The organism is Actinokineospora inagensis DSM 44258, from assembly GCF_000482865.1.
Lineage (GTDB): Bacteria > Actinomycetota > Actinomycetes > Mycobacteriales > Pseudonocardiaceae > Actinokineospora > Actinokineospora inagensis.
Genome location: NZ_KI519519.1, coordinates 134,733 through 150,324 on the forward strand (window position 1 = coordinate 134,733; position 15,592 = coordinate 150,324).

At 69.6% G+C, this 15,592-nt stretch carries 2 protein-coding genes (both only partly in view); both read right to left on the reverse strand.

Annotation, left to right across the window (positions count from 1 at the left end; translation table 11 throughout):
* On the reverse strand, positions 1 to 8,340 hold the 5' portion of the coding sequence (locus H504_RS37915; protein WP_051386445.1) for a non-ribosomal peptide synthetase. It extends 933 nt beyond the left edge of the window; 8,340 of the gene's 9,273 nt are visible here — the first part of the coding sequence; its start codon is at positions 8,338 to 8,340; its stop codon lies off the left edge, out of view.
* Positions 8,337 to 15,592, reverse strand: partial view of a non-ribosomal peptide synthetase gene (locus H504_RS0131065; RefSeq protein WP_084468457.1) — the 3' end only. The gene runs 12,085 nt beyond the window's last position; 7,256 of the gene's 19,341 nt are visible here — the last part of the coding sequence; the start codon falls outside the window, past its right edge; its stop codon occupies positions 8,337 to 8,339. Before H504_RS0131065 ends, H504_RS37915 begins: the two co-directional genes overlap by 4 nt.

Genomic DNA, 15,592 nt, shown 5'->3' on the forward strand with positions numbered 1-15,592 from the left:
CGCCGCCTCCAGATCCGGCACCAACACCCGCCAGGACACCCCATCAACCACAAAATGGTGCGCCACCACCACAAGAACCCCAGCCCAGCCCCCACCCAGTCCCGGGGGGCGTCCCTGGTCCAGTCTACCGGCACCACCCGACCGGGCAAAGAAGCCGACCGGAGCTGTGGACGACTGCGGGGGTTGTGGATAACTCGCTGACAGGGTGGGGGTGACCTGGGGGTTGGCGGACGCGAGGCTTGAGGTGTCGGGGAACGAGGCATTGGGAGGCGAGGCATCAAGGGACAAGGCATCGGAAGACGAAGCGGCCGGAGACCAGACACCGGGGGGCCGAGCGTCGAGAGACGAAGCATCCGGGAACCAGACGCCGGAAGACGACACGCCAGCAGGCGGAGCACCGAAGGACGAAGCGGCCGGAGACCAGGCACCGGGGGGAGGGGCGTCGAGAGACGAGGCGTCCGGGAACGAGACGCCGGAAGACGACGCGGCAGCAGGCGGAGCGCCGGAGGACGAGGCGTCCGGGAACCAAGCGCCGGGGGTCCGGGCATCGGGAGACGAAGCGGCTGGGAACCAAGCGCCGGACGACGACGCGGCAGCGGGCGGAGCGCCGGGAGACGAGGTGTCGGGAAGCGAGGCGCCCGGAGACGAGGCGCCAGCGGACGAAGTATCCGGAGACGAAGCGTCAGGAAATGAAGCGCCGGCAAACGAAGCAGGAGAAGACGATGCACTAGAAAGCGACGCGTCGGAAAGCGAAGGGGCAGCGGGTGAACTGTCCGGAGGCGAGGCGTCGGGAAGGGAGGCGTCGGGGAACCAGGCGACGTGGAACATGGGGCCGGTGTGGGGGGCGAGGTGGTCCAGGACGGAGTCGACGTCGAGGGGGCCGGGGTGGTGGTGGACGGACGCGGTGGCGGTTTGTGGGACTTCGAGGCCGGCTGGGGTGAGGCGGGCGCGGAGGATGTCGTGGGTGTCCAGGAGCGCTTGGACGGCCGTGGTGAGGGTGGGCAGGGTGAGGCCAGGTGGGGCGGGGATCACCTGCGTCTGCGCGAATCGGGTGATCGGGCCGCCTTGGTCGAGCAGGTCGCGCATGATCGGGGTCAGTGGGACCAAGCCGACGCCGTTGTCGGTGCCGGCGGGCTGGTCGGGCTCGGCGATCAGGGCCAGGGCGGCGACGGTGCGCTGCTCGAACACGTCGCGGGGGGAGAACTTGAGGCCTTCGGCGCGGGCGCGGCTGACCAACTGGATCGAGACGATGCTGTCGCCGCCGAGGGCGAAGAAGTCGTCGTCGATGCCGATTGTGGGCAGGCCGAGGACGGCGGCGAAGATGTCGACGAGGGTGGCCTCGGCCGGGGTGGTGGCTGCTCGGTTGGACACCAGGGCGGCGAAGTCCGGATCCGGTAGCGCGGACCGGTCGATTTTTCCGTTGGGCTGCAACGGGAATTCGTCGACGGCTACGAATGCTGACGGGATCATGTGGTCCGGGAGCAGGGCGGCGGCGTGGGTGCGGAGATCGGTGGCGCCGATGACATAAGCCACCAATCGACCGTCACGAACGACGGCGACGGCGGCCCGCACCTCCGGGTGCTCAGCGAGAACCGACTCCACCTCACCGAGTTCGACCCGATAACCGCGGACCTTGACCTGGTCGTCGGCGCGGCCGAGGAATTCCAGGGAACCCGCACTGTTCCAACGCACCAGGTCGCCCGTGCGGTACAGACGACCATCGCCGAATGGGTTGGCCACGAATCTCGCGGCGGTGAGTCCGGGCTGACCGAGGTAGCCGCGCGCGAGTCCTGGGCCGCCCACATACAGCTCACCGACGACACCAGGCGGGACCAGCCCGAGTGCCTGATCCAGCACGTGGACCACGGAGTTCGCCACTGGGCGGCCGATGACCACATCTCGTCCGGCGATCGGCGCCACCACGGCGTCCACTGTGGACTCCGTGGGTCCGTAGAAGTTGAACGCCTCGACCGAACTGTCCGCGAGAGTGCGCCACAACTCGGGGCCAATGGCCTCGCCACCGGTGCCGACAACGGAAACGTCCGTTTCGAGGAGGCCGTCGGACACCAATTGGCTCAAAAGTGAAGGTGCGGCGTCGACATAGGCGATGTTGTTGTTCCGCACGTAGTCCACGAGTCCGCGCGGATCGGCGACGATGTGGGTTTCATGGCCGGCAATCATCCACAACAACGGGTCCAGGGAGGCGTCGAACGAGAACGACGCCGATTGCAGCGCCGCGCCCGGTCGCAGCACCGAAGCCTGGTGCGACGCCAACAGGTTCACCAACCCGGAATGCTCGACAACAACGCCCTTGGGTCGCCCGGTTGAACCAGAGGTGAAGATGACGTAGGCCGCGCCGGAAACCGGACCACCCGTGAATGAGTATCCGGAAACGTCGTCGATCTCGATGGCACCCGGCATGGCGACCGCGGCGATGGTCAAGGTCAACCGGGGATTGGCCTGCTCGACCATGTACCGCAGCCGATCGGCCGGGTACTCGGGGTCGAGCACGAGGTACGCCGCGCCCGCCTTCCACACGCCGATCATCGCGGCGACCAACCCGGCCGACGACGGCAACGCCAGCGCGACAACGTCACCCGCGCGGACACCGTTCGCGACCAGCAGCCCGGCGACCTGGTCGGATCGGGCGGCCAACTCGCCGTAGGTCAGGGTCGCGTCGGGGCCGACGACGGCGCGCGCGGCGGGGTCCTGACGGGCGAGCACGTCGAGCACGGACGTGTCCGCCACGTCCACAATCGGCCCACACCCGGCCACGCGCAGAAACTCCCGCTCGGCGTCCGACAGGAGGTCACCGACCACGGTGTTCTCCGCGAACGACCGCAGCGCGCGGACGAACCGGTTGGCCCACGCGGTCACGAGTTCGGCGGAGACAAGGTCGTCGCGCACGTCCAGCCAGGCGGAACCGGCGTTGACGGTGAGGGTGATCGGGTAGTTGGTGGCGTCGGCGCCGCTGACCCCGCTCACCCGGAACCCGGCGGCGAACTCGGCGCGGTCGAGGGCGTCCGTGTCGACCGGGAAACTCTCGAACACGGTCAGCGTGTCGAACAATTCGCCGACACCGAGGGCGCGGTGCAGGTCGGCGATGCCGATGTGCTGGTGGTCGAGTACGGCGGCCTGTTCAGCCTGGACCCGGGTCAGCAGGGCTCCGGTGGTCTCCGCCGGGTCGAGCCGGACGCGAACCGGGATCGTGTTGATGAACAAGCCGATCATCGACTCCACGCCGGGCAGGTCCGCCGGTCGCCCGGACACCGTCGCGCCGAACACCACGTCGGTGCGACCGAGACCGCGGGCCAGGGTCAAGCCCCACGCGGTTTGGACCAGGGTGTTCACCGTGACGCCGTGCTGTCGCGCCACAGTGGACAGCGACTCGGGCAGCGCCAAGTCGACCCGCCGGGGCAGCGCGCCGGAACGAGCAGCGCCCGCGGGAGCGACGAGAGTGGGCTCGACACCGGCAAGTGACTGCGTCCACACAGGAATCCCATTGTCCTTTGCAGACAACCAGTGGAGGAAGTCCCGGTATGACCGGACGGCGGGGAGAGTGTTGCCCGCGTACAGCTCGAACAGTTCGCGCACCAGCAGCGGTGTCGACCAGCCGTCGAGCAGCAGGTGGTGGAACGTGATCAGCAACCGGTGCCGGCCCGGTCCGACCCGACCGACGAGGAACCTGATCAGTGGCGCCGAAGCGATGTCGAACCGGGTCCGCCGGTCGGCCGCGACCAACTGGTCCCAGTCGCCGTCGGTTTCCCGCCAGGCGAGTTCGGCGTGGGCGGACACGACGAGGACGGGGTGGTCGACAGACGCGCGAAGGACCTCGTGCCGATCGAGCAGAGCAGACGCGGCAGCTCGGAGGCGCACGGTGTCCAGCGGCCCGGTGAGTTCACACTGGAACTGGACGGTGTAGACGTCGGTGGCGGTGTCGTCGAAGCGGGACAGGAAAGCGATTCCCTGTTGCAGCGCGGTCGGCCGCCAGACGTCGACGAGGTCGGGGTGCCTACGCGCCAATTCGTCCACGTCGGACTGATCGAGGTCGGCGAGCGGGAAGTCCGACGGGGTGAAGCCGCCCCCGCCGGTGGCCACGTGCCGGTCGAGCGCGTCGAGCGCGGACACCCAGGCGGCGGCGAGGTCGTCGATCTTGGTCTGGGTGAACAGGGCGGCGGGCCAGGAGAAGGTCGCGGTGAGGCGGCCGTCGGCGGTGACGGCGTTGATGTCGAGGGCGTGGCCGACCGACAGCTCGGGGTTGGCGTCGCCGCCAAGCGCCCCGGCCTCCGGCGCCCCGGACCAGGGGCCGGGGGTGCCCGCGTCGAACCGGCCGAGGTAGTTGAACAGGATGTCGGGGTTGGTCGCGGACAACTGGTCTCGCAACAACCCGAATCCGAGGCCGTCGCCCGGTACCGCGCGCACCTGTTCCTTGATCCGCTTGATGGCGTCCCCGGCCGACGCCCCCGGGTGCACGTCGATGCGGACCGGGTGGGTGCTGGTGAACCAGCCGACGGTGCGGTGCAGGTCGGCGCCAGGGACGGCGTCCTCCTCGCGACCGTGTCGTTCCAGGTCGACCACCCGCGGGCCGCCGACCTGGGCCGTGGCGAGGGCGAGGGCGGTGAGCAAGATGTCCTCCACGCCCGCGTGGTAGGCGGCGGGCACCGGCCCGAGCAGTCTGGCGGTGGTGTCCGGCGAGATCGACACCCGGACGGACCGCACGGTGGCGACGGTGTCCCGAGCGGGCACGACCTGGCGGCCGCCGGTGGGAAGGCCGCGCCAGTGGTCGAGTTCGGCGGCGCGGTCCTGGGTGGTGAGAGCACGCGCCCAGTCGCGGAACGAGGTGCCGACCGGGGCGAGCGGCTTGCCCGCGACGGCGTCGGCGAGGTCGGGCACGATGATCCGCCAGGACACGCCGTCGACCACCAGGTGGTGCGCGACGACCAGCACCCGGTCGGGGGCGAACCAGACGACCCGCAGCATCTCCCCCGCCGCCGGGTCCAGTTCGCCGTAGGCCCGGACGGCCTCGCCCGCGTAGTCGGTGTTGTCGACGTGACGAACAAGAGGCGCGGCATCGAGGTTCGAGCGGACGTCGAGAGCGTCAACAACCAGACGCGCGCGCAGGATGTCGTGGGTGTCGACGACGGCCTGGACGCCGGCGACGAGCCGGTCCAGGGTCAGGCCAGGCGGCGCGATGAGCAGGCGGGCCTGGGCGACGCGGGTGAACGGGCCGCCCCGGCCGAGGAGTTCGCGCATGATCGGGGTCAGCGGGACGGTCCCGGTGCCCTGGGACGCGACGACCGGGGCCGGTTCGGCGGCGACCTCGGCGACGCGGGCGACCGTGCGCCGCTCGAAGACGTCCCGCGGGGAGAACCGGAGCCCTTCGGCGCGGGCGCGGCTGACCAACTGGATCGAGATGATGCTGTCGCCGCCGAGGGTGAAGAAGTCGTCGTCGATGCCGACCGAGGGCACGCCAAGCACCTCGGCGAACACGGCGGCCAGAGTGCGTTCGGTCTCGGTCTCGGGCTGTCGCGCGGTGGTGAGCCCGGCGAAGTCCGGTGCGGGGAGGGCTTTGCGGTCGACCTTGCCGTTGGGGGTCAACGGGATGCGGTCGAGCACTACGAACGCGGCGGGCACCATGTGTTCTGGTAGATCCCGCCCCGCCCAGCGGCGGAGCTCGCCGCTGTCAACAGGAGCAGTGGGGACGATGTAGGCGACGAGCCGGGTTGTCCTGTCTTCGCGCACTACGGCTACCGCGTGCGCGACGGCTGGGTGCACGGACAGGACTGCCTCGATCTCGCCCAGCTCGATGCGGAACCCGCGCAGCTTGACCTGACCGTCCGCGCGGCCGAAGTACTCCAGGGTGCCGTCTTCGCGCCACCTGGCGAGGTCACCCGTGCGATAGAGGCGACCGGAGCCGAACGGGTTGGCCACGAATCGGGTTGACGTGAGCCCGGCGCGGTTGACGTAGCCGTCGGCGAGACCGGCTCCCGAGACGTAAAGCTCGCCGACGACTCCCGGTGCGGACAGGCCGAGGCTGTTGTCGAGGACGTAACACCGGAGGTCCGGGATGGGGAGACCGATGTCCGGCGTGCCTTCGGTGGCGATGCTCTTGGTCAGGGGGAGGTAGGTGACGTGCACGGTGGTCTCGGTGATCCCGTACATGTTCACCAGACGCGGGGCGTCGTCGGCGTGGCGGTCGTACCAGCCCGTCAGCTTGCGCGGCTCCAGGGCCTCACCGCCGAGGATGACGTACCGCAGCGCGAGGTCCACACCGCCCCGGGCGGCGTCGGCGGCGTCAAGTTGGTGGAACGCCGAAGGCGTCTGGTTGAGCACGGTGACGCGTTCGCGCGCGAGTAGGTCGAGGAACGCCTCGGGGGAACGGCTGGTGGCGTGGTCGACGACGACGAGAGTCCCGCCGCGTAGCAGCGCTCCCCACAGCTCCCACACGGAGAAGTCGAAGGCGTAAGAGTGGAAGAGAGTCCACACGTCGTCGGCGCCGAAGTCGAACCAGTGGTCCGTGGCGGTGAGCAGCCGGTCGACGTTGCGGTGCGGGACGAGAACACCCTTGGGAGTACCGGTGGACCCGGAGGTGTAGATGACGTAAGCCGGGTGATCCGGAGTTAGCGCTACCTGCGGCGGTGGGCCGTCCACACTGTCTGTCGGGGATACCGTGGGCAAGTCGAAAGCCCGGTCGGTGACTACGAGCGTCGGTGCGGCGTCGGCGACCATGAGGTCAAGCCGGGCTTGCGGGTAGTCGGGGTCGAGTGGCAGGTAGGCGGCGCCGGACTTGAGGACGGCCAGCACGGCGACAACCAGGTCAGCCGACCGGGGCAGGCACACAGCGACGATCCCGCCAGGGCGGGCGCCACGCTCGATGAGCACGCGAGCGAGTTGGTCTGAGCGCACGTCCAGCTCGGCATAAGTCAACCGGTCGTCGCCCGCGACAAGGGCTGTCGACCGTGGCGCGCGCACGGTCTGCTCGGCGAAGCGGGCCGGGATGGTGGCGGTAGCGCCAACGGTTCCGGTGGGGTTCCAACGCTCGGTGACGTTGTGGCGCTCGTCGTCGGAGAGGCCGTCGATGCGAGCGACGACGGTAGTGGAATCGGTGACAGCCGTAAGAATCCTGACCAGCCGTTCCGACAGGGTGTGTGGATCGACCAGCCCGGGGCGGTACTTGAGCAGCAAGTCGGTGCCGGTGGCGACAAGAGTCGCCGGGTAGTGCGTGGCGTCCCGGGTCTCCCCCGCGCGAACCCGCAGACCGGTGGCGGACTCGGCCCGGTCCAGAGCGGCGGTGTCGACGAAATAGCTCTCGAACACCGTCAGCGTGTCGAACAGCTCCCCGATCCCGGCCGCGCGCTGGATGTCGGCGAGCCCGAGGTGCTGGTGGTCCATCACCCTGGCCTGCTCGGCCTGCACTCGAACCAGCAGCGCGGCCACCGTCTCCGCCGGGTCGAGCCGGACCCGGACCGGCACCGTGTTGATGAACAGGCCGATCATTGACTCGACGCCGGGCAGGTCCGCCGGGCGACCGGACACGGTCGCGCCGAACACGACGTCATCGCGGCCGAGCGTGCGGCCGAGCAGCAACGCCCACGCGGCTTGGATCACGGTGTTGAGGGTGACGCCGGTCGATCGCGCGAGCGCGGCGAGTTGAGCCAAGAGGCCGTCCGGCACTGGGATGGGCTGTTGGTCGGCGGCGCCCGACGGGTCTGCCCCGGGCGCTAGCAGCGTCGGCTCATCCAAGCCGTGCAGTGACTCGGACCAGGCAGCACGGGCGGCCTCGTTGTCCTTACCGCGCAACCACGCCAGGTAGTCCTTATATGGACGGACGGTCGGAAGTTTCGTGGGGTCGCCGTGGGCGGTGTAAAGCAGGAAGAGTTCCTTGGCCAGCAGCGGGGTGGACCAACCGTCCAGCAAGATGTGGTGGTAGGTCAACAGCAACCGGTGCCTGTCCGGGCCAAGACGTGCGAGAAGGACTCGCAGCAACGGGGCCTGGGCGAGGTCGAAGCGCTCGGCGCGGTCTGCGGCGAGAACACCGTCCCATTCGGACTCGGTCACGTCCTGCTCGCGCCACGGTAGCGCTACCTCGCGCGGGACTGGGGCGAGCAATTCGCCGGTCTTACGGCGTCGGAAGCACGCGCGCAGGTTGGCGTGCCGGTCGATGAGGGCCTGCGCGGCGGTCCGCAGCACCACGGCGTCCAGTGGCCCGTCCAGGTCCAGCACGAACTGGACCAGGTAGGGGTCGTCGGTCTCGGTTCCGTACTCGCTGTGGAACAAGAGGCCTTGCTGCAGCGGGGAAAGGGGCAGGACGTCTTCCAACCCGGGCTTGCGCGTGTTCACTGGCTCCACTCCGACTCGAACTCATCGAGTTCGTCCTGCGACAGGTCACTGAAGGTCAGGTCCGACGGGGTGTGGCCGCCCCCGTCACCCCGGGTGATCGCGCGCAGCGCGGCGAACCAGCCTTCGGCCAGCTCCCGCACGGCGGCCTCGGACACCACGTGGCCGCCCCACGCCCAGGTCGCGGTCAACCTCGGACCGCTGGGGCTGTCGATGGTGACGGCGCTGACCTGGATGGCGTGCGAGATGGGCATGTCCGGGTGCACTCCGCCACCGAGCGCGGCCGCCTCGGGTGCCGCTGTCCACGGTCCGGACTCGCCGCCGCCGAACCTGCCCAGGTAGTTGAACAGCAGTTCGCGGCGAGGGATACCGGTGTCGCCGAGGAGGCCGTATCCGATTCCGTTGTCCGGGACGGCGCGTAGGTGTTCCTTGACCCGCTTCACGGCAGCGTCAACGGCGGAGACAGCGATACCGGTGAGATCGAGCCGGACGGGATAGACGGTGGTGAACCAGCCAACCGTGCGCGACAGGTCTACCCCAGGCACGGCCTGTTCCTCGCGGCCGTGCCCTTCGACATCGACGACCCGGGCGAAGTTGCCGTAAGTGGCCGCCGCGATGGCCAAACCTGCGAGCAGGATGTCGTTGACGGTGCCGTGGTACTGCTCGGGCACGGTAGTCAGCAGCGGCAGGGTGTCCTCCGCCGACAGCGTCATCCGCAGCTCTTGCCCCGTGGCGACGGTATCGCGGGAGTCGACCGCGCGAGACGCGATCAGGGTCCCCGAGCAGGCCGCGAGCGCGGACCAGTGGTCAAGCTCGGCATTGCGGTCGGCCTGAGTGAGCCCGATTGCCCACTGGCGGAAGGAGGTGCCGATCGGATCCAGGGCCGCGCCGCTGTACGCCTTGACGAGGTCGGGCTCCAGGACGCGCCAGGAGACGCCGTCCACGACGAGGTGGTGGGCTACCAACAGCAGCCTGCCTTGGGCCTGGAACCAGACGACCTTGAACATCACCCCCGCGCGGGGATCCAGCTCATCGGCAACCTGCGCCGGGTCGAGACCGTCTTCGGCTCGGCGCACCACATCGGCCGGGGCGTAGTCGGGCACGACGAGGCCGTCGTCGGTGAGGCGCGCACGCAGGATGTGGTGCTTGGCGCGCAGCGCCTCCACCGCTTGGACCAGCCGGTCGAGATCGAGATCGGCAGGGGCGCGCAACATCCTGACCTGGGAGAACCGGTCGAGTGGGCCGCCACGGGCGAGGGTGTCGCGCATGATCGGGGTGAACGGGACCGCGCCGATCCCATCACCGTCGACCTCGGGGGCGCGCTGATCGGACTCGGCGACCAGCGCGATCCCCGCGACCGTGCGGCGCTCGAAGACATCGCGCGGGGTGAACCTGATCCCGGCGGCACGAGCGCGGCCGACGAGCTGGATCGAGACGATGCTGTCGCCACCGAGGGTGAAGAAGTCGTCGTCCACGCCCACCGCGGGCAGGCCCAGCACGGTGGCGACGAGGTCGACCAGCACGCGTTCGATGTCGGTGTCGGCTTCGCGGTCACTGACCAGGGCGGCGAAGTCGGGCTTCGGTAGGGCCTTCCGGTCGGTCTTGCCGCTGGGGGTAAGAGGGATGTCGTCGAGGCTGACGAACGCGGACGGGACCATGTGGTCGGGCAGCGTCTTGGCCAGGTCCGCGCGAAGCGAGTCGGTGTCGACATCGCCGATCAGGTAGCCGACGAGCCTGTCGTCCACGACAGCGGCAACGGCGTGGGTGATGCTGTCGTGGGCGGACAACGCCGCCTCGATCTCGCCGAGCTCGATGCGGAACCCGCGCAGCTTGACCTGGTCGTCGGCTCGGCCGAGGTATTCGAGGACGCCGTCGCCCCAACGCGCCACATCACCGGTCCGATAGAGGCGACCTGGGCCGAACGGACTGGCGACGAACCTGACCGAGGTGAGTGCAGGCCGGTTCAGGTAGCCCCATGCGAGTTGAGTACCCGCCAGGTACAGCTCACCCGGTACGCCCGGCGGCACCGGCCGCAGGAACGGGTCAAGAACGTAGGTGTGTGTGTTCCAGACCGGTCGTCCAATGGGGACAGTTCCGGCGTACGGGACCTCGATGGCGGTGACATCGACCGAGGCTTCCGTCGGACCATAGAGGTTGTGCAGTTCGGCGTTGGAGACCTGCCGGAACTCGTCGCACAGGTCGGCGGGCAGCGCCTCTCCGGAGCACAGGACCCTCCGCAGGGATGTGGTCCGGGCGCCTGGGTCGGCGACGAAAGCGCGCAACATGGACGGCACGAAGTGGACCGTGGTGACCTGGTGGCGGTCGATGACCCCGCCCAGGTACGCCGGGTCGCGGTGGCCGCCGGGCTTGGCGAAGACCAGGGTGGCGCCGGTGATCAGCGGCCAGAAGAACTCCCACACCGACACGTCGAAGCCGGCCGGGGTCTTCTGCAGCACCCGTTCCCCCGGCGTGAGGTCGTACTCGGCCTGCATCCAGAGCAACCGGTTGACGATGCCGGACTGCGGCACCACGACGCCCTTGGGCTTGCCGGTCGACCCGGACGTGTAGATCACATACGCGGCGCGATCTTCGGTGGTGACCTCGGCTGTAAGCGGTACGGCCAGGTCTGCCGGGATGCCGTCGGTGTCGACGACCAGGGTGTTGCCGCCTGGCTCGGTCGCGATCACCACGGTGGGGGCGGCATCGGCGATCATCATGGCGAGCCGGTCGGCCGGGTACTCCGGGTCCAGCGGCAGGTACGCGCCACCCGCCCGCTGGATGGCGAGCAGGGCCACGATCAGCGCCGCCGACCGCTCCAACCGCACGCCGACAATCGAGCCCGGTCGAACGCCCCGCGTGACGAGAGCCCCCGCGAGCACGCCGACCCGACGGTCCAACTCGGCATAGGTCAGCGTGGAACCCTCATCGACGATGACTGCGGTCTCGTCGGGTTTGTCGGCGACTCTTGCCGCGAACAGGGCAGGCAACGTGGTGGGGTCCACGGCGACGGTTGAGCCCTGCCAGTCGGTGAGGACCTTGCGCTGTTCATCGGAGGTCAGCAGCGACACCGTCGCCACGGACTGGGTCGGGCTGGTCGCGATCGTGTCGAGGGCATGCGCGAGCCGACCGAGCAGGGCTCGCGCGGTGAGCTCGTCTACGACGTCCGGGCGGTAGCGCAGGGTAAGAGTCGTCTGGGCACCGGGGAGCACCAACAACGTCAACGGGTAGTGCGTGGCGTCGCGGCCCTCCACCTGCGTCACGCGGAACCCGGCGGCGGTCTCGGCGCGTTCGAGGGCGTCAGCGTCGACGGGGTAGCTCTCGAACACGGTAAGCGTGTCGAACAGCTCGCCGATCCCGCCCACGCGCTGGATGTCGGCCAGGCCGAGGTGCTGGTGGTCGTGCTGACCCGCCTGCTCAACGTGCAGGCGGGTCAGCAGCCCGGACAGCGACTCGGCGGGGTCGAGCCGCACGCGGACGGGCACGGTGTTGATGAACAGGCCGATCATCGCCGTCACGCCGTCGATGTCGCCGTCGCGACCGGACACGGTGGCACCGAAGACGACATCATCACGGCCGGTGTGTTGCGCGAGCACGAGTCCCCAAGCGGCTTGCACGGCCGAGTTGAGGGTGACCCCGACGCGCCTAACGGTGGCGGTTAGCGCGTGCACCGTGTCAGCGGGCAGCTCCAAGTCGAGCTGCCTGGGGAGCACGCCCGTACGAGCCGCATCGGGGGCGATCACGGTGGGCTCATCGAGCCCGGTAAGCGCGCCGCGCCAAGCCGCCTCGGCGGCGACGTGGTCGCGGGCGGCGAGATCGGCGAGGTGTTCGCGGTAAGAGCGGACGGCGGGCGGTTCCTGCCCGGCGTAGCGGGTGAACAACTCGCGGGCCAGCAGGGGGGTCGACCAGCCATCGAGGATGGCGTGGTGGTTGGTGACCACCAGCCGCGCCTGGTCACCGGGCAACCGCACCAGCAGGAACCGGATCAGCGGCGCGGCCGCCAGGTCGAACCGGGTGGCCCGCTCGGTGTCGATGAACGCCTGGCACTCGGCGGCGGAGTCTGCGGTCACCTCGCGCCAGGCGACGTCGACCCGCCGGGTGATCACCTGGGCGAGGCGGCCGGTGGCCAGGGTCGGGAACGCGGCGCGGAGCGGGTCGTGCCGGTCGACGGTGGCCTGCGCGGCCGCGCGCAAACGATTGCCATCCACGGTTCCGCGCAGGGTGAGGACCTGCTGCGTGGTGTAGACGTCCACTTCGGACTCGTCGAAGCGGGAGAGGAACAGCAGCCCCTCCTGCAGCGGCGTGGTCGACCACACGTCGACCGGGTCGTAGCCCGCGTCGATCTCGTCGACCTCGGCCTGGGTGAGCCCGGCGAGCGGCCAGTCCGACGGGGAGTGCCCGCCGCCGCCGGTGTGCGCCAACTCGGTCAGAGCGGCGGCCCAGCGGTTGGCGAGGGCGTGCACGGTCTCGTCGTCGACCGCGCCGACCCAGGCGAAGTGCGCGGTCAGGGTCGAGTCGTCGGCGAGGATGTTGAGTGCGATGGGATGGCCGACCGGCATTGCGGCGTCGGCCCCGCTGGTCAGTCCAGCCGCCTCGGGGGCGGTGGACCAGTCGCCGCTCTCCCCCGCGCCGATCCGGCCGAGGTAGTTGACCAGGATGTCCCGGGGGGCGGCAGGAAGACGGTCGCGCAGCAAGCCGTAGCCGAGGCCGTCGCCGGGGATCGTACGGACGGCGTCCTTGACCAGCTTAAGAGTCGCGGCGGGGTTACCGGCAGGAGTTAGCCGTACCGGGTGGATGTCGGTGAACCAGCCAACGGTCTCGGTGACATCGTCGGAGCGTCCGTGTCCTTCGAGGTCGACGACGATGGGCTCTCCTACCGCCGTCGCCAACGCGGACAGCAACACCTCGGTGGGGCCGGTGTGGAAGGCGGCCGGGACCGGTCCGAGCAGGATGGGCGCGTCGGGGATGGTGACGGTGAGAGTGCGCGCGGTGCCGACCGTGTCTAGAGACGGGTCGAGAGGCCGGGCGGTAAGACTGTGTGCGGGGGCCAAGATCTCCTGCCAGGCCGGGATCTCCGTGTCCCGGTTCTGCTCACCGAGCGCGGTAGCCCAACCTCGGAAAGACCTACCGGGTGCGGTGAGCGTCTCGCCGTTGACGGCGGCGGCCAGGGCGGGGACAAGGATTCGCCAGGACACTCCGTCGATGACCAGGTGGTGCGCGACGATCAGCAGTCGGCCGGGTTCACCGGTTCCCCGGTCGCACCAGACGACGCGGACCATCACGCCCGCGACCGGATCGAGTTCGGCGATCGCCCGGTCGGTGGCCGCGCGCAGGACCGTCGTCCACTGTGGCCCGTAGACGCCGGTGGCATCGATCCGGGTGACCGCTTGGGGCGCCTCAGCGACGACGAGGGCCTCGTCGGTGAGGCGGGTGCGCAGAACCGCGTGGGTGTCCAGGACGGCCGCGACAGCGGTGGTGAGGCGGTCAACGGTGAGGCCGGCGGGGCTGAGCAGGAGCCGGGCCTGGTGGAAGCCGTTGATCGGGCCGCCGCGACCGAGCAGTTCGCGCATGACCGGAGTCAGCGGGATCGGGCCGGTAGCGTCATCGGCGACTGTTACCGCCGTCGTGTCAAGTTCGGCGACGGCGGCAAGAGTGGCGATGGTGCGTGTCTCGAAGACCTGCCGGGTCGTGAACCGGATACCCGCCGCACGTGCTCGGGCGACGAGCTGCATCGAGACGATGCTGTCGCCGCCCAGCGCGAAGAAGTCGTCATCGGCGCTGACGGTGTCGAGGCCCAGGATGTCGGCGACCAGGCCGACGAGTGCGGCCTCTGCGCCGGTGATGGGCGCGCGGGTGCCGGTGGTGACACGTTCCGGCTCCGGTAGGGCTGCGCGGTCGACCTTGCCGTTGACGGTGGTGGGTAGCTCATCCATCAGCACGAACGCGGACGGGACCATGTAGTCCGGTAGAACCGATCGCGCCCAGCCTGCCAGTTGCGTCGTGGTCACGTCGCTGTCGGGGACGATGTAGGCCACGAGCGACGAGCGGCGGACAGTGACAACAGGGCGGACAACAGCGCGGACAACAGCGCGCCGGACCGCAGGGTGACCGGACAGGGCTACCTCGACCTCTTCGAGTTCGAGACGCATCCCGCGAATCTTGACCTGGTTGTCGGCGCGGCCGACGAAGTCGAGGGACCCGTCGGCGTTCCACCGGGCGAGGTCACCCGTGCGGTAGAGGCGCCCGCCCGCAGGGCCGAACGGGTCCGCGACGAAACGTCCCGCTGTGAGGCCGGGCGCGTTGACGTAACCACGGCCGAGTAGGTAACCGCCCGCGTACAGCTCACCTGCTTGCCCAACCGGGACAGGGCGCAGGTACGAGTCGAGCACATAGAGGCGGGTGTTCGGGTTGGGCTTACCGATCGAGGTAGCGATTCGTTCAGCGGCGTCGCGGTAGACCACGTGCGACACACCGATCGTGGCCTCGGCAGGCCCGTATCCGTGGTACATCGTGGTGTCGAGCCTGTGGCGGAACCGGTCGAACAGGTCCGGGGTAAGAACCTCGCCGCCGCACCACACATGTCGCAGGCCGGAGAGAGAGCCAGGCTCGGTTGCCACCGTCAGCAACGCGTCCAGCATGGACGAAGGCAGGTAGACGAAGGTGACGCGTTCGGTGTCGATCACATCGAGCAGGTAGCTCGGGTCGCGTTCGCCGCCTGCGGTGGCGATGACGACCCGGCCGCCCGCGACCAGTGGCAGGAAGATCTCGTTGATGGAGATGTCGAACGCCAGCGGCGCCTTGAACAGGGTCGCGTCGTCGGGGCCGAAGCCGAGCAGGCCGAGCTGCCAGTGCAGGCGGGCGCAGATGGCCTCGTGGCGGATCATCGCGCCCTTGGGGACCCCGGTCGATCCGGACGTGAAGATCACATAGGCCAGGCCGAGACCGTCGATCGCCACGGGATCCGGGGTGGCGAGCGGCAACTGCCAGTCGTCGAGGTCGATGTGGACAGTGGGGACGTGCAACACGACCGGCTCACGGCCGGTGATGGCAACGACCGCCCGGGAGTCGGCCACGACCCGGTCGCGGCGATCAGTGGGCCAGGTCGGGTCGACTGGGACGAACGCGCCACCCGCGCGAAGGACCGCGACAAGTGCCACGACCATCTCAGCCGAACGCGGTAAGGCGATGCCAACGGTGGTCTCCGGGCCGACGCCCTCCGCTTGCAGCCTCGCGGCAAGAGAGGCGGTAAGGGTGTCCA